The sequence below is a fragment of the Streptosporangium sp. NBC_01810 genome (genome assembly GCF_035917355.1).
Taxonomy (GTDB): domain Bacteria; phylum Actinomycetota; class Actinomycetes; order Streptosporangiales; family Streptosporangiaceae; genus Streptosporangium.
The window spans coordinates 2,883,167-2,898,003 of record NZ_CP109070.1 but is presented as its reverse complement, the minus strand read 5'-3'; the positions used below and the strand labels follow the sequence as shown (position 1 = coordinate 2,898,003).

Sequence of the window (14,837 nt, the reverse complement as noted above, 5' to 3'; positions counted from 1 at the left end):
TCGGGCCGAACCACCCTCGCAGGGGATGTTCCCCTCAGCCGGTGTTCCACCACGGGCGGGGTACGAAGACGGGGCCGGAAGTCCCAGGTGGGCGGGTCTTTCGGCCGCTGCGGAGAACGGGGGGGAAGCGGTCTGATGGGGGGAGAGGCGCAAGGGGGAGAAGATGACAGCGCAGGTAGTGGCGGGCACGGAAGGCTCACCTTCCGCATGGGCCGCCGATGAGGCCATGCCGGGTTCGATGACGTGCCACACCCGGGGTGAGGCGTGATGGACGTGCAAAACCTCACGGTGGCGCGGGTGATGAGCCGGACGCTGGTCGTCGTCGAACCCGATGAGTCCCCGCTCATGGCCTGGGAGATCATGCGTCGCGCGGGTGTCCACCACCTGCCGGTCGTCGACCGGAACGGCTGCCTGCGCGGTGTTCTCACCTGGGAGGATCTCGCCGCCCGCTGGTCCGGCGGCCCGGCCGAGCAGTCACGCGCGCGAGTCCGCTCGCTGCTGGCCGAGCACCGCTGCCCGCACACCACCCTCGACGCGCGCCTGACCGACGCGGCGGCGGCCATGATCGGCGCCGGTGTCGACGCGATCCCCGTTCTGGGGGAGTCCAACAGGCTGGTGGGCATGGTGACCTCCACCGACGTGCTGCGGGCCGTGGCCGGCCGGATCACCGAAGAGGAGGGGCCGCCGGAGCTGATGACGGGAATGTTCCGTCTGGTCCCCGTCCTGCCCCGGTCCCGCGGGGCCGACGATCCCTTTACCCGTGACGGAGGCTGAGTCATGAGCGCTCACACCACCGAGGAGATCACCTCGGCGATCCGTACGGCGGTCGGGGCCGCCGTGTGGGCACCATCGGTGCACAACACTCAACCGTGGTCCTTCTCCATCGACGGTGAGGAGATCGCTCTGCGGGCCGACAGTGACAGGAGACTACGGCTCGGCGATCCCGAGGGCCGGGAAATGCTGATCAGTTGCGGTGCCGCCCTGATGAACGTGCGGCTCGCGCTGCGCAGGTTCGGCCGCGAACCGCAGGTGCGCGTGCTGCCCGACCCCGACCGTCCCGCTCTGCTGGCGACGGTACGGGTGGGGGCGGCCGTCGCCCCGGACGAGCACACCCGGTTGCTGCACGCCGAGATCGAACGCCGCCGCACCCACCGCGCCGGATTCACCGAGGTGCCCGTGGCGGACCGCCTCGTCGAGGCGTTCGTCTGCCAGGCGAGTGCCGAGGGGGCACGGCTGACGCCGGTCAGGTCCAAGGCCGCCGTCCGGGTGCTCGCCGCGCTCACCTGCGCCGCCGAGGACGTGCAGTCCCAGGACCGGCTGCTCACCCTGGAGATGATCCGCTGGGCCCAGCCGCCGGGAAGCCCCCGCAAAGACGGGGTTTCGGCGCAGGGCTACCCGCGCGAGCCCAGGCGGACCCATCCGCACTTCGCCCAGCGCGACTACACCCACGGTCACTCCTGGGGCAGCGACACCGACCAGTTCCTCTCCACATCCACCGGAACCGTGGCGGTGCTGACCACGCCGGGGGACTCCCGCGAGGACTGGGTCGCGGCGGGCCAGGCGCTGCAGCGTATCCTGCTGCACGCCTCCGCCTACGACATCAGCGCGGCCTTCCACACCCAGGCGCTGGAGATGTTCCACCTGCGGGAGTTCCTGCGGCAGGAACTGCTGTCCGGCGAGTACCCCCAGATGATCATGCGCCTGGGTTTCACCTCCGACGAGAGCGAGGGCGTCCGGCGGCCGGTCACCGATGTGCTGGAAGAACGCGGGCCGGGCTGACCCGAAGGACAGGGGCGGACAGGCGGGGACGGCCGGGTCCGGCCGGCGCTCTCACGGCTCGATCAGGCCCGCGCGGATGGCGTACCGGGTGAGGTCGAGCCGGTCGCGCATGCCGAGTTTCTGCAGGATGTTGGCCCGGTGCCGGTCGACCGTCTTCACGCTGATGAACAGGGTCTCGGCGATCTGCTTGGCCGAGTTGCCCTCGGCGATCAGTTTGACGATCTCCTCCTCGCGCGGGGTCAGGATGCTCTCCGGCATCGCCTCTCCCAGCCTGTCGCGCTGCAGGTAGTGCCGGATCAGGGCGGTGACGGCGCCCGGGTACAGGAACGGCTCGCCGCGCATCGCCGCCCTGCACGCCTCCAGCAGGTCGCGGTCGGCCACCGACTTCAGCACGTACCCAGAGGCCCCCGCCTTGAGCGCCTCGAAGAAGTACTGCTCGTTGTCGTACATCGACAGGATCAGCAGCCGGATGCCGGGCGCGCGCCGCGAGATCTCACGGGCCGCCTGCAGGCCGGTCATCCGCGGCATCGCGATGTCGAGGATCGCCAGGTCGACCGCCTCGGGTACGGCGGCCTCCACCGCCTCGGCGCCGTTGGCCGCCTCGGCCACCACGATGAGGTCGGGCTCGGCGTCCAGGATCAGCCGCAGCCCGCGGCGGACCAGGGCGTGGTCGTCGGCCAGCAGGATCCTCGTGGGGTTCATCGGCTTCCCTGCCTGTTCTCGGCCGGTACGGTGAGCCGGACGTCGGTGCCGCCGCCCTGCGGAGAGGTCACGCTCAGGCGGGCGCCGATGAGCATGGCGCGCTCGCGCATCCCGCGGATCCCAGCCCCGTCCTGACGCACGCCACCGCGGCCGTTGTCGGTGATGCGCAACTCCAGGCCGCTGGGCTCCGCTGTCAGGGCCAGTTCGACCCGGGAGGCGCAGGCGTGCCTGGCCGCGTTGGTCAGGCCCTCCTGGGCGATGCGGTAAAGGACCAGCTCGACGTCCTCGCTCAGCGAGGGCAGGTCTGGATCGACCCTGCGGGTCACGGGAACGCCGCTGCTCTGGGAGAAGTCGCTGCTCAGCGCGCTGAGGGCGCTCTGCAGGCCAAGGTCCTCCAGTACTCCTGGACGCAGGCGGCGGGCGACCTGCCCCACCTCGTCCAGGCTCGCGCGGACGCTCTCCTGCACCCCGCGCAACTCCTCGCGTAGATCGTCGGGTGCGCGGTCGGCGGCGTGTTTGAGGCTCAGCAGGACCACGGTGAGGCTCTGGCCGATCTCGTCGTGCAACTCGCGGGCGATGCGCCGTCGCTCGCCTTCCTGCGCGGCCAGGGCGTGGGCGCTGCTGGCGCTGTGCTCGGCCTCCAGCCGGTCCAGCATCGCGTTGAACGTGTCGATCAGGTGGGTCAGGTCGCCGTTGCCGTTGCTGGGCAGCCGGTCCAGCGGATGCAGCAGGTTCACCCGCTGCATCAGGGTCGTGAGCGCGTCGAGCGGGGCCAGGCTGGTGCGCAGGAGCAGCGCGTTGGCGGCCAGTATCAGCGCCAGGCCGACCGTCAGCACCGGGATCTCGGTCAGCAGCACCGGCGAGGACACGGTGGCGGGGGAGAGGGCGAGCACCAGCGTGCCGACCGTGAAGACCAGCCCGTTGATCGCGAACAGGCGTTTGAACAGGATGCGCACCGGACTGCGCGCTCCTGCCGTCTTGTCGGGGCGCTCGCTCATCTCATCAGCCTCCCGGTCGCCGAACGGCCTGTCCATGGGGGGCGTCTCCCATCTTTCCGCGTCGCTTCTGCATGTTCCACCCCTGATCAGATGGGTGCCGGCCCCGATGGTGGCAGGGGGACGGCGCCGATGGGATGGAGGGGCGGCGGACACCAACAGGGGCGAGGTGCGACTCCAGGAGGACCTGATCCGCCGGGCGGAACGCCTCGCCTCGTGACCGCGGCTTCGAGTGGAAGGGAGTGACCACCGATATGAACATCACACGTACGACCGTGCCCGGTGAAGGGGTCCTGTTCCACTTCGCCACCCGAGACGGCCAGAACCTGGCGGTCCTGGTGGACAGGAACGGATCCCGGCGGATCTTGGTGTACGGCGGGGGCGACGAGCCCTCGCAGGCCATCCACCTGGCGCAGGACGAGGCCGATCAGGTCGCCCAGGTCCTGCACAGCCGGTCGGTGGACGACAGGCTCGCCACCCTCGAACAGCGGCTGGCCGAGATCACCGGAGGCGCACGGTGAGCACACCACCCGCCGTGCGCCATCTCACCCGACAGGAAGGTGCCATGCAAGCGCGCGACATCGCGGTGAGCCTTCCGACGGTCACCACGAGTGACTCCGTCGCGAAGGCGGTACGGGTCATGGTGATAGGTCGCCTGCCCGGACTCATCATCGTGGACGACCGCTCGCGGCCCAAGCTGGTACTTCCGGGCACCCAGGTGCTGCGGCTGGCCGTGCCCGGCTCCTACCAGGAGGATCCCGCGCTGGCCAGGACCATCGACGAGGCCTACGCGGACCGGTTCTGGCAGGACCTGGGCAATCGCACGGTCGGTGACTGCCTGCCGCGCGAGCACGCCAGGCCGGTGACCGTCCCGGTGGACGCGAACCTGCTTGAGGTGGCCGCGCTGATGGCCAGGATACGCAGTCCGATCGTGGCCGTGGTGGAACGGGACGGCTCGCTGGCAGGGGCGATCACCCTGGAGCGGCTCCTCACCAGCCTGGCCGTCTTCGGCCTCGGTGAGTCTTGAGCGCGCTGCTCGCCCTAGGGATCTTCCTCGTCGCGTTCTTCTTCATCGCCACCGAAAAGGTGGACAAGGTCAAGGTGGTCCTTGTCGCCGCGGGCGCGATGGCGGTTCTGGGGCTGATACCGGGCTCCGAGGTGTTCTTCTCCGAGCACGAGGGCATCGACTGGAACGTCATCTTCCTGCTACTCGGGATGATGGTCATCGTAGGGATCGTCAAGCAGACGGGGATCTTCGACTACCTGGCCATCTGGGCGGCGAAGCGTTCCAAAGGCGATCCCTACCGGCTCATGGTCATGCTGATGGTGATCACCGCCGTCGCCTCGCCCTTCCTTGACAACGTCACCACCATCATGCTGGTGGCGCCGGTCACGGTGGTCGTGTGCGACCGGCTGCGGATTCCGGCCCAGCCGTACCTGATCGCGGAGGTGCTGGCCTCCAACATCGGCGGCGCGGCGACCCTCATCGGGGACCCGCCCAACATCATCATCGGCAGCAGGGCGGGGCTGACGTTCAACGACTTCCTGGTGCACATGGCGCCCGTCGTGGTCGTCATCTTCGTCGCCTTCGTGCTGCTGACCAGGGTGCTGTTCAAAGGGTCCTTCCAGTACAACCCCGAGCGCGTCGCCGCGGTGATGGCGCTGCAGGAGCGGCGGGCGATCACCGACCCCAAGCTGCTCGTACGGTGCCTGGCGGTGCTCGCCGCGGTGGTGGCCGGGTTCGGGCTGCACGCGGTGCTGCACATCGAGCCGTCCATCGTGGCGCTCGTGGGGGCGGGAGTGATGCTCCTGCTGTCGCGGATCTCGGTCTCCGAGGTGCTGGCGGAAGTCGAGTGGCCGACGCTGGTGTTCTTCATGGGACTGTTCGTGATGGTCGCGGGTCTGGTCGAGACCGGCGTGATCGCGACGGTGGGGATGTGGGCGATCGAGGCGGTCGGCGACGACTACTTCCTCGCGGCGACGTCGCTGCTGTTCGGCTCCAGCGTGCTGGGGGCGTTCTTCGACAACATCCCGTATGTCGCGACGATGGCGCCGGTCGTCGAGGGGATCGTGGCGCAGGCCCCCGACGCGGCGACCGGACAGGCGCTGTGGTGGGCGTTCGCGCTGGGCGCCGACTTCGGTGGCAACGGTACGGCGGTGGCGGCCAGCGCGAACGTGGTCGCGATCGGGATCGCGGCGCGGACGGGTCACCCGATCAGTTTCTGGCAGTTCACCAGGTACGGAATCGTGGTGACGGTGCTGAGCACGCTCATGGCCTGGGCGTACGTCTGGCTGCGCTACTTCATGTGACCGAGGTGAGAGTGCCGCCGCGTTCGAACCGGCGAGCGTCGGCTGAACGGCACCCCGGCCGGGGGAGACAGCTGTGTTCTCCTGGCCGGGGTGCCGGCCGGCAGGACGGTGCGGAGCGAGGGCTCAGGCCCGGCGCACGTGCGAAGAAGGGCGCGGGACGACGGCCACGGGCGTGTGGGCGTGGGGGAGCAGGCCGTGCACCGTCGATCCGAGAATCCTCATCGGGCCGGGGGCGCCCACGACGACCAGTTCGGCGGAGACAGAGGCGTCGATGAGCGCTCTGGCCGGATGCTCGTGCACCACCTGCTCGACGAGGGGCACGTCGGGGAACCTCTCCCGCCAGCCGCCGATGGACTCGGCCAGCAGACGCGCCTCCTCCTGACCGACGGCTTCGACGTCGAAGACGAGCGGTTGCATGTCGCCGGGTGCCCTGAGGGCCGGATGGGTCCAGGCGTGCACCGTCCGCAGGGGCAGGCCGCGCAGCGTGGCCTCGCGGAAGGCGAACTCCAGGATGTGCTCCTGGCCGGGGTGTCCGGTGACGCCGGCGACGATCTCAGTGCCGTGCTCGGTGCGGGGTTCGCCCACGACCACCACCGGGCAGGGGGATCGGTCGGCGAGGGTACGGCTGACCGAGCCCAGCAGCAGCCCGGCGAATCCGCCGAGACCCCGGCTGCCGACAACGATCATTTGTGCGGTCTCGGCCGCGGCGATGATCGCCTCCGCGGTGGCGCCGTCGGCGATCTCGGTGCTGACCGTCACGGTGGGGGCGTCGGCATGGGCCTGCTCGGAGGCCTGGCGCAGTAGTTTCCGGGAGGCGGACTCCGCCGACGGCCCCCAGTGGGCAGGCTGCGGGACGAGAGGGACGTCGTAGGCCCAGCGGAGAGTGACGTGCACGATGTGCAGCGGCGCGTTCCGTAAGGCGGCCTCCCGCGCGGCCCAGGCCACGGCCCGGAGTGAGGAGGCCGAGCCGTCGACGCCGACGACGATGGGCTCTGTCATGGTCACCACCTTGGGACTGGAGTCGGGCCGAGCCCGTATGGGGGCTATGTACCCGCCTGGCGCGGCTGTGCTCTTTTGACCTTCAGGGGCGCGTCTTCGCTGGTCCGGCACTTGCCGATCCTGATGTGGGGGTACACCGGGTGCGCGAGCGCCCGCCCCGTGCCGGGGTGCGAGACTTCGCAGTATGGGGGAGTTCGAGCCCGGCGCGTTGATACCGCACATGCGGCTGGACGAGCTGCTGGCGGAACTGAGGGTGCGTCTGGAGGCGGTGCTCGCCACCCGTGACCGGGTGCACGCGCTGCTGGACGCGGTCGTCTCCGTGGGCGGAGAACTTGATCTGGAGACCGTGCTGCGCCGGATCGTGGAGGCCGCCATCCCCCTTGTCGACGCCACCTACGGTGCCCTGGGCCTGATCGGTGAGGAGAACACGCTGGTCCAGTTCGTCCCGGTGGGGTTGAGCGAGAAGGAGATCGCCGGCATCGAGCACTGGCCGCGCGGCCTGGGCCTGATCGGTCTGCTGATCAAGCAGCCGCAGTCGCTGAGGCTGGCTCACATCTGTGATCATCCGGAGTCGTACGGTTTTCCCCCCGGCCATCCACCGATGGGGTCGTTTCTGGGGGTGCCGATCCGGGTGCGTGGGGAGGTTTTCGGAAATCTTTACCTCACCGAGAAGCGTGGGGGAGGAGAGTTCGACGCCGAGGACGAGGCGATCGTGACCGCGCTGGCCACCGCCGCCGGGGTCGCCATCGAGAACGCCCGGCTGTATGAGGACAGCCGGCGGCGTGAGATGTGGCTGCAGGCCTCGGCGGAGGTCACCACCAGCCTGCTGTCGGGGGCCGAGCCGGAGATGGTGCTCGCGTTGATCGCGCGGCGGGCGCGGCAGATGGCCGATGCCGATCTTGTCGCGGTCCTGTTGCCCGACGAGGGCGGGCAGGTCCTGCGGGTGGTTCTCGCCGACGGGCCGGACGGCGACCAGGCGGTTCATGCGGAGACGTCTGTCGCCGACTCCCTTGCCGGTCTGGCCTTCACCAGCGGTGAGCCGCGTATGGTCGCCGATTCGGCCGAGGCGGAGATTCCGATGATGCTCGCCGAGCATGTCTCGCTGGGTACGGTGGCCGCGGTGCCGATCGGCGCGGCGGGAGGGGTGCGGGGCGTGCTGTTGCTGGGTAAGCAGCCGGGCCGTATCCCGTTCGGTCAGGCGGGGTTGCGCACCCTGCACTCCTTCGCCGGGCAGGCCGCGGTCGCCCTGGAGTTGGCGGAAAGGCGGGTGGACGCCGAGCGGCTGAGCCTGCTGGAAGATCGTGACCGGATCGCCAAGGATCTGCACGATGTGGTGATCCAGCGGTTGTTCGCCATCGCCATGACGCTGATGGGCGTTGCGCGGTTCGTGGAGCGGTCTGAGGCCTCGGACCGGCTACAGAACGCGATCGACGAGTTGGACGGGACCATCCGGCAGATTCGCTCGACCATCTTCGCCCTGCAGACCCCGCACCAGGAAGGTGATCGCGGTCTGCGTGCGCAGATCGTGGAACTGGTCGAGGACGCCCGGGCCCACCTGGGTTTCATGCCGGGTCTGGTGATGGAGGGCCCGCTGGACGGCGGCGTGCCGGAACAGGTCGCGGAGCATCTGCTGGCCGTTGTGCGGGAGGCTCTGTCCAACATCGTGCGCCATGCCAGGGCCTCCAGGGCCGGGGTGACGGTTGAGATCGAGGGCGATCGGCTCGTCCTGACCGTGGCGGACGACGGGGCCGGGTTGCCCGGGGAGTGCAGGCGCAGCGGGTTGCGTAATCTCAAGGAACGGGCCGAGCGGCTCGGTGGTTCCTTCTCGGTGGAATCCTCCCCGGAGGCGGGGACCCGCCTGATCTGGAGCGCGTCCCTCACCTAGCCGAAGGCCCGCTCATTCGGGGCGGTTGTTCTTCAGCCGTGTCACCAGGGCGGCGGCCTGGGTACGGCGCTGCATGTTCAGTTTGGACAGCAGGTTGGAGACGTAGTTCTTGACCGTTTTCTCGGCGAGGTACATCCGTTCGCCGATCTGCCGGTTGGTCAGGCCCTCGCCGATCAGTTCCAGGATGTGGCGTTCCTGATCCGACAGGGCGGCCAGGGGGTCTTTTCTGACGGCCTGTTCGCGTAGTCGCGCCAGCATGGCCGAGGTCGTCTGCGGGTCCAGCATCGACTCGCCGCCCGCCACCGTGCGTACGGCGCCGACCAAGTCTGATCCGTGGATCTGTTTGAGCACGTAGCCGGAGGCGCCGGCCATCACGGCGTTGAACAGGGCTTCGTCGTCGGCGAAGGAGGTCAGCATCAGGCAGGCCAGTTCCGGCATTCTGGAGCGGACCTCGCGGCACACGTCCACCCCGTTGCCGTCGGGCAGGCGTACGTCCAGGACCGCGACGTCCGGCCGTAGCGCCGGGATACGGGCCACCGCCGACTCGGCGGTTCCCGCCTCGCCGATCACCTCGATGTCGCCTTCGGACTCCAGCAGCGCGGCCACACCGCGCCGTACCACTTCGTGATCGTCGACCAGGAACACGCGAATCATGTTCTGAAGGTTAGCCTTTCCGGTGTGTCGGATGCAGGGATCAAGGTGCCGATTGTCAGCATCGGGCAAATTCGGGGGCGATGACCGGTGATCAGGTCTTTGCCGCGAACAGGCAGGCCACTCCCGCCATCGCTCCCAGGTGGATCCCCTCGGAGGTGGTCCCCGCCTGGAGGTCCTTCACATCATTGTTCAGCGCCTCCACCAGGAAGGGGTGCGAGGCGCCGGGGCGCAGGCGTGCCAGCACTCCGGCGTGGACGACGGCGCTCAGCGTCGAGCCGTGGCAGGTGCGGGCCAGGTAGTAGTCCACGGTGCGCCTGGCCATCTCGGCGTTCCATTCGTAGCCGAGACCGGTCAGGATCTCGTCGAGCCCTTCCTCGCCGAGCAGGTGGAAGAGCATGAGCACGTCGGCCTGCTTGGAGGCCTTGTACCGGTTTGGTGTGTCGCCTTCGGCGTCGAGGATGCGGTCCAGCCGCCGGATGTCCCCGTACTCGCGCCGGTAGGCGGCCCAGTCCAGTTCCTCCAGGCCCGCGTATCCCTCGAACTGGCTGATCACTCCGTCGTGGAAGTCCACCCGCATCCGCCGGGTCATGCCGGTGAACAGTTCGATCTCCTGCTCGCCGACCTCCTCGGCGCCGACCAGGCCGATCATGTCCAGGACCCGGCGCATCAGCCATGCGGTCATGACGTTGGTGTAGGCGTTGTTGTCCAGGCCGGGCTCGGTGCGGTCGGGGTAGCCGTCGTGATACTCGTCCGGGCCCATCACGCCGCGGATCGCGTAGCGTCCCTTCTCGCAGGTCGCGAGTGAGGCGAAGAAGCGGGCCACCTCCAGGAGCAGTTCGCCGCCGAAGCCCGCGAGGAAGGCGGTGTCCTTCGTCGCCTGGTAGTGCTGCCACACGTTGAAGGCGATGGCCAGGCCGACATGGCGCTGCAGGTGCGAGCGGTCGGACAGCCAGCGGCCGGAGCGGGGGTTGAAGTGCAGGTGCGGTGTCTCCTCCCGGCCGTCGCTTCCGCTCTGCCAGGGAAACATCGCTCCGGCGTATCCGGCGGCACGGGCGGCCCAGCGTGCCTCGGGCAGGCGGCGCCACCGGTACCTGAGCAGTGCCCGGGTGATCTCCGGCAGGCGCGGGGCGAGGAAGGGGACGACGAACAGGTCGTCCCAGAAAACGTGGCCTCGGTAGGCCTCGCCGTGCAGGCCCCGGGCGGGCAGCCCGGTGTCGAGTTCCGCGATGTGCGGGGAGGCCGTCTGCAGCAGGTGGAAGACGTACAGGTTGAGGATCTGCTGCACCTCGGTGTCCTCGGCGGTGACGTGCGCCCGCTGCCACAGCCGGTCCCAGGCCCGTACGTGCCGCTTGAGGAGGGTGGAGAAGCCGCCCGCGCGCACGACGGCGCTTCTCGCGGCGGCCTCGCTCTCGGCGATGGCCCTGTCCCGGGAGGTGTAGAGGGCCACGATCTTCTCCACGGCGACCTCGTCGCCGGCTTTCACCTCGACGGCCCGCTCGTCGCCCACCCAGCCCTCCTCGACGCCGGTACGGCGGTGCCCGTCGGCCAGTGCGGTGCGGGCGGCGAGTGCGATCTCCACGCGGGAGGTGGCGGTGCGGGTCAGCAGTTCGATCACGCCGTGGGCGGCGTGCCCGCAGATCGGGACGAGATGCCGGTCGGCCAGATCGCGGTAGCGGGCGACTCCGGCGTTGGTGACACGCCCGTCCAGTGCCGAGCGGATCTCCAGCAGCCCGTGCCAGTTCTCCGGAACGATCGTCATGGTGAGAGCGGCCAGGTGCGGGTCGTCCATCGAGACCAGACGGTGCTGCTCCACCCGGGTGATCCGGCCGTGGGAGTCGCGTACCCGCAGGAACCGGCTGAGAGTTCCCTGGCGCATGTCGAGCGTGTGGCGATGGGCCAGGATCTCGGCGTGTCCTGGGGCGAACCAGTCGCCACCGTCGGCGCGGAAGGTCAGGGGCAGCCAGTTCGGCACGTTGACGAGGTCCTCGTTCTTCACCGGGTGGCCCGCGACCTGGGAGACGAGCCGGTCGTAGCAGCCGGCGACGTAGGTGCCGGGATAGTGCACCCCGTCGGCGTGTGACTCCGGTACGGCGCCCCTGGTGGCGAAGTAGCCGTTACCGAGCGTCGTCAGCGCCTCTCGCACCCCCTCCCGGGCGGGGTCGAAGCCGTCATAGGTGAGGAGCCAGGGGTTCACGTCTTCTCCCGTGAAATCGTGGTTGTGCCGGATCGGCGACGACGAGGCCGGCGCCGGTCGATGCCGGTGACGGGACCGGAGCGGACTGCCCTGACTGCCGGGAGAGTCATTGGGTACCCCCTTCCACCCGGACGGTACGGCAGTGTTCACGGTCCTCTTAGGGCTGATCGGCCCTATGGTTCAGGGACCTTCGTCCGAAGATCGGCTCTTCTCGCCGGGGAGAGGACGAAGGTCCCCGTGCCCGGGGACGATCGTCCCTGGGGAAACCGTCCGTGCCGCGATCCGATGGGCAGCGGGGGAAAGTGATGACCGAATCGATCACTGTCGGAACGGATGGCTCGGCCGCCGCCGCAGTGGCCCTGGAATGGGCGGTCGACGACGCCGTCCGCAGGGGGGTGTCCCTGAGGATCGTGCACGCCATGGACCGCTGGCCATCCGACCTGGTCGAGTTCCCCCTGCCGGGGCGGCCCGGCCGGCTGGCGCGCTTCGGCGAACAGGTGCTCACCGAAGCGGCCAAGGCGGCGACGGAACGGGGGCCGGATGTCCGGGTGACCACCGAGCTGATCGAGGGAACGCCGTCCGAGGTTCTGTGCGGGCAGGCGGAAACGGCGGTCGAACTGGTGGTCGGCAGTCGCGGCCTGGGCGGTTTCGCCGGGTCGCCGCTCGGCTCGGTCCCCGTCCGGGTGGCGGGTCACGTACCCGGCGCCGTGGTGGTCGTCAGGCGGGGTTTCGCCGAGGCGCACGGTGAGGTGGTCGTGGGCGTCGACGGTTCCACCGAGTGCGAACCCGCTCTCGGGTTCGCCTTCGAGCAGGCCGCGTTACGCGGCTGCGGGTTGCGCGCGGTCTACGCCTGGCAGGCGGGCGGGGACACCGATGAGATCCGGCGGGCACAGCGCCGGGTGGCCGAGGACCGGCTCGCCGGCTGGCGGGAACGGTTCCCCGCCGTCGAGGTCGTCCCGGATGTGACGCGCGCGCGCCCGGTGCCGACACTGCTGGCCGCCTCGGCGCGGGCGGACCTGCTCGTCGTGGGCTCTCGCGGTCTCGGCGCCGTCGGAGCGATCCTGCTGGGATCGGTCAGCCGTGAGATTCTCCACCATGCTCGCTGTCCTGTGGCGGTTGTCGGATCAACGTCCGGTGACCGGCGGTTTCGGGGGTAGGAGACCTTCAACGGCTCTGGCCGCAGGGGCGGCCAGAGGTTCGAAAGGGGAATATTGTGATCTTGGTGGGAGTCGACGGCTCGCAGGCCGCGCTTGAGGCCGTGAGCTGGGCCGTACGGGAGGCCCGGCTACGCGGTGCCGAGTTGCGCGTGGTGCACGCCATGGTGGCCTGGCCGTTGGAGATGACCGAGGACGCCCCGTACGCCGACGTGGGCCGGTGGATGCGCGATGGGGCCATGTCCATGCTGACGGACGCGCTGGACCGGGCCCGCGAGAAGGACGGGCGTGTCAAGGTGGAGCCGCTGCTGCTGCCGGGCGACCCCAGGGACGTCCTGATCGAGGCCGCGAAGGACGCCGACCTCCTGGTGGTCGGCAGTCACGGGCGGGACGGTTTCTCCGGCATGCTGCTGGGATCGGTCGCGCTGGGCGTGACCGGACACAGCGCCTGCCCGGTCGCCGTCATCCGGAAGGCGCCCGAGCGGTCACACGCCGGGGTGGGCGAGGTGGTCGTCGGAGTCGACGGCTCCGCGGCAGGTGCGTCCGCCATCGAGTTCGCCTTCGCCGAGGCATCCCTGCGCGGCGCCGGCCTGCGGGCGGTGCACGCTTGGAACCGGCCCGTCGGTGGGCCGTTCCAGGCGTCTGCCGAGGAGACGGCCGAGGGCGAGCGGCGGCTGCTGGCCGAGGCGCTGGCGGGCCGGGGCGAGCGTCATCCGGATGTCAAGGTCACCGAGCAGGTGGAGCGCGGGCATCCGGTGGAGGTTCTGAAGAACGCCTCGGCACACGCCGACCTGCTGGTCGTGGGGTCACGCGGCCGCGGGAACCTGGCGGGGCTGTTGCTGGGCTCGGTCAGCCACTCGCTGCTGCAGCACGCCGCCTGCCCGCTGGTCGTGACACCCGCCACGGCGGCACCCCGGCGCGCCTGATCGGACAGCCGTTGACGGCTGTATCCGCCCGCCGGCGGCGAGCGACAAGGCTGTATCCGCCCGCCGGCGGCGAGCGACAACGGCACGATGCGGTGGTTCCCTGGCATCGGGGCAGGAAGACGGGGTTTCACCCCCCGGTGTCTTTGATGTCGGAACGCCGGCCGGTTCCGTCGCGGAGTGACGAAAGGCCCTGCCATCACGTGGGCCGGTAGGGACTTCCGGCCCTGGGGCCGCAGGTTTGACGGAGGTCGGATAGGAGAGAAGGAGGACTTATGTCTAGTCTGATCATCGTTGGGGCCGACGGTTCCACCACCGCGACCGCTGCCATCCAGTGGGCGGCCGACGACGCCGCCCGCAGGGGCCTGCCGTTGCGCATCGTCACCGCCGTGCAGCGCTGGCCGAACGACATCCCCAAGTTCCCCGCTCCCGAGTGGGAGGACGCGGTGACCGAGTCCGCCCAGAAGGTGCTGGCCGCCGCGGAGGAGACGGCCCGCTCCGGGCAACCTGCCATCGAGGTGACCACCGCGCTGGTCGAGGGACCGCCGGCGCTGGTCCTGCGCGAGCAGGAAAAGGACGCCACGGAGATCGTCGTCGGGACCAGAGGCCTCGGCGGGTTCGCCGGAGCCGTGATCGGCTCGGTCGGCATCCACGTCGCCGGTCATGTGCGCTGCCCGGTCGTCGTCGTCCGTCCCGGCCAGACCGGGGTACACGGCGAGATCACGGTCGGCCTCGACGACTCCGACGCCTGCGAGCCCGCCCTCGCCTACGCCTTCGAGCAGGCCAGGCTGCGCGGCAGCACCCTGCGCGCCCTCTACGCCTGGCAGGTGCCCGTGCACATCTACGCCCCGGAGATCGTCTATGACATGGACGAGTTCCGCGCCGCCCATCACCGGGTCGTGACGGACCGGCTCGCCGCGTGGCGAGAGAGGTACCCCGGGGTGAAGGTGATCGAGGACGTGCGCCGCGCCCACCCGGTCGAGGCGCTCAGCGACGCCTCCGATACCTGTGACCTGATCGTCGTCGGCTCCCACGGCCGCGGCGCCCTCGGCTCGCTGTTCCTGGGCTCGGTCAGCCGGGGCGTTCTGCATCACGCCCGCTGCTCCGTCGCCGTCGTCAGGTCGTAGCCGGATACGACCGGGGCATCCCCGTGCCGGATAGGCCGAAGGTCCCATGAACGCGATGACTTTCGCAGCCCGGGCGCGAGCCGTACGGCACTGCGGAGCGGCCCCGGAAAACGAT

Annotated in this window: 14 protein-coding genes; 9 read left to right on the top strand and 5 right to left on the bottom strand. The window is 69.9% G+C overall.

The window, feature by feature from the left end; all coding sequences use genetic code 11:
• Nucleotides 1-267 precede the first annotated feature (267 nt).
• Nucleotides 268-774: a CBS domain-containing protein gene (locus OIE13_RS13050; protein WP_326639823.1), complete on the top strand. Its 507-nt coding sequence runs from the start codon at nt 268-270 to the stop codon at nt 772-774.
• A gap of 3 nt (nt 775-777) precedes the next feature.
• Nucleotides 778-1,779 carry an Acg family FMN-binding oxidoreductase gene (locus OIE13_RS13045; RefSeq protein ID WP_326639825.1) on the top strand — a complete coding sequence of 334 codons (1,002 nt, stop codon included), beginning with the start codon at nt 778-780 and terminating at the stop codon, nt 1,777-1,779.
• A 51-nt stretch (nt 1,780-1,830) separates the two neighbouring features.
• On the opposite strand, the gene OIE13_RS13040 is transcribed toward OIE13_RS13045, so the two are convergent.
• Nucleotides 1,831-2,481 (bottom strand): response regulator transcription factor, encoded by a 651-nt coding sequence (locus tag OIE13_RS13040; protein WP_326639827.1) that lies wholly within the window; start codon nt 2,479-2,481, stop codon nt 1,831-1,833.
• Nucleotides 2,478-3,515 carry a HAMP domain-containing sensor histidine kinase gene (locus tag OIE13_RS13035; protein WP_326639829.1) on the bottom strand — a complete coding sequence of 346 codons (1,038 nt, stop codon included), beginning with the start codon at nt 3,513-3,515 and terminating at the stop codon, nt 2,478-2,480. Before OIE13_RS13035 ends, OIE13_RS13040 begins: the two co-directional genes overlap by 4 nt.
• Nucleotides 3,516-3,730: 215 nt before the next feature.
• Between OIE13_RS13035 and OIE13_RS13030 the strand changes: the two genes are divergently transcribed.
• Genes OIE13_RS13030 through OIE13_RS13020 form a run of 3 tightly spaced genes read left to right on the top strand, consistent with a single transcriptional unit; the run spans nt 3,731 to nt 5,786 of the window.
• A complete protein-coding gene (locus OIE13_RS13030; RefSeq protein ID WP_326639831.1) occupies nt 3,731-3,997 on the top strand; it encodes a hypothetical protein in 267 nt (88 codons plus the stop codon).
• A 44-nt stretch (nt 3,998-4,041) separates the two neighbouring features.
• Nucleotides 4,042-4,503, top strand: coding sequence for a CBS domain-containing protein (locus tag OIE13_RS13025; RefSeq protein ID WP_326639833.1), 462 nt, complete (start codon nt 4,042-4,044; stop codon nt 4,501-4,503).
• On the top strand, nt 4,500-5,786 hold the full coding sequence (locus tag OIE13_RS13020) for an ArsB/NhaD family transporter (RefSeq protein WP_326830062.1): 1,287 nt from the start codon (nt 4,500-4,502) through the stop codon (nt 5,784-5,786). The genes OIE13_RS13025 and OIE13_RS13020 overlap by 4 nt, the downstream gene beginning before the upstream one ends.
• A 123-nt stretch (nt 5,787-5,909) precedes the next feature.
• Here OIE13_RS13020 and OIE13_RS13015 read toward each other — a convergent pair whose 3' ends face one another.
• Nucleotides 5,910-6,785, bottom strand: coding sequence for a universal stress protein (locus OIE13_RS13015; protein ID WP_326639837.1), 876 nt, complete (start codon nt 6,783-6,785; stop codon nt 5,910-5,912).
• Nucleotides 6,786-6,969: 184 nt separating this feature from the next.
• On the opposite strand from OIE13_RS13015, the gene OIE13_RS13010 reads away from it, so the two are divergent.
• Nucleotides 6,970-8,670 carry a sensor histidine kinase gene (locus OIE13_RS13010; RefSeq protein ID WP_326639839.1) on the top strand — a complete coding sequence of 567 codons (1,701 nt, stop codon included), beginning with the start codon at nt 6,970-6,972 and terminating at the stop codon, nt 8,668-8,670.
• A gap of 12 nt (nt 8,671-8,682) precedes the next feature.
• Here the strand turns inward: OIE13_RS13010 and OIE13_RS13005 are convergent, their stop codons facing one another.
• Entirely contained in the window at nt 8,683-9,324 is a 642-nt protein-coding gene (locus tag OIE13_RS13005; RefSeq protein WP_326639842.1) for a response regulator transcription factor, read from the bottom strand.
• Between the two features lie 91 nt (nt 9,325-9,415).
• Nucleotides 9,416-11,518 carry a glycoside hydrolase family 65 protein gene (locus OIE13_RS13000; RefSeq protein WP_326639844.1) on the bottom strand — a complete coding sequence of 701 codons (2,103 nt, stop codon included), beginning with the start codon at nt 11,516-11,518 and terminating at the stop codon, nt 9,416-9,418.
• Nucleotides 11,519-11,823: 305 nt separating this feature from the next.
• Here OIE13_RS13000 and OIE13_RS12995 point away from each other — a divergent pair, with 305 nt between their 5' ends.
• From OIE13_RS12995 to OIE13_RS12985, 3 genes are all read left to right on the top strand, one after another.
• Nucleotides 11,824-12,675 carry a universal stress protein gene (locus OIE13_RS12995; RefSeq protein WP_326639846.1) on the top strand — a complete coding sequence of 284 codons (852 nt, stop codon included), beginning with the start codon at nt 11,824-11,826 and terminating at the stop codon, nt 12,673-12,675.
• A gap of 56 nt (nt 12,676-12,731) precedes the next feature.
• Nucleotides 12,732-13,598, top strand: a complete 867-nt coding sequence (locus OIE13_RS12990; protein WP_326639848.1) for a universal stress protein — start codon at nt 12,732-12,734, stop codon at nt 13,596-13,598.
• A gap of 272 nt (nt 13,599-13,870) precedes the next feature.
• Entirely contained in the window at nt 13,871-14,722 is an 852-nt protein-coding gene (locus OIE13_RS12985; protein WP_326830061.1) for a universal stress protein, read from the top strand.
• Nucleotides 14,723-14,837 lie beyond the last annotated feature (115 nt).

Excerpts from the sequence above, each read along its gene's own strand:
- OIE13_RS13050 (WP_326639823.1), top strand. The coding sequence starts at position 268 with ATGGACGTGCAAAACCTCACGGTGGCGCGGGTGATGAGCCGGACGCTG.
- OIE13_RS13045 (WP_326639825.1), top strand. The coding sequence starts at position 778 with ATGAGCGCTCACACCACCGAGGAGATCACCTCGGCGATCCGTACGGCG.
- OIE13_RS13040 (WP_326639827.1), bottom strand. The coding sequence starts at position 2,481 with ATGAACCCCACGAGGATCCTGCTGGCCGACGACCACGCCCTGGTCCGC.
- OIE13_RS13035 (WP_326639829.1), bottom strand. The coding sequence starts at position 3,515 with ATGGACAGGCCGTTCGGCGACCGGGAGGCTGATGAGATGAGCGAGCGC.
- OIE13_RS13030 (WP_326639831.1), top strand. The coding sequence starts at position 3,731 with ATGAACATCACACGTACGACCGTGCCCGGTGAAGGGGTCCTGTTCCAC.
- OIE13_RS13025 (WP_326639833.1), top strand. The coding sequence starts at position 4,042 with ATGCAAGCGCGCGACATCGCGGTGAGCCTTCCGACGGTCACCACGAGT.
- OIE13_RS13015 (WP_326639837.1), bottom strand. The coding sequence starts at position 6,785 with ATGACAGAGCCCATCGTCGTCGGCGTCGACGGCTCGGCCTCCTCACTC.
- OIE13_RS13010 (WP_326639839.1), top strand. The coding sequence starts at position 6,970 with ATGGGGGAGTTCGAGCCCGGCGCGTTGATACCGCACATGCGGCTGGAC.
- OIE13_RS13005 (WP_326639842.1), bottom strand. The coding sequence starts at position 9,324 with ATGATTCGCGTGTTCCTGGTCGACGATCACGAAGTGGTACGGCGCGGT.
- OIE13_RS12995 (WP_326639846.1), top strand. The coding sequence starts at position 11,824 with ATGACCGAATCGATCACTGTCGGAACGGATGGCTCGGCCGCCGCCGCA.
- OIE13_RS12985 (WP_326830061.1), top strand. The coding sequence starts at position 13,871 with ATGTCTAGTCTGATCATCGTTGGGGCCGACGGTTCCACCACCGCGACC.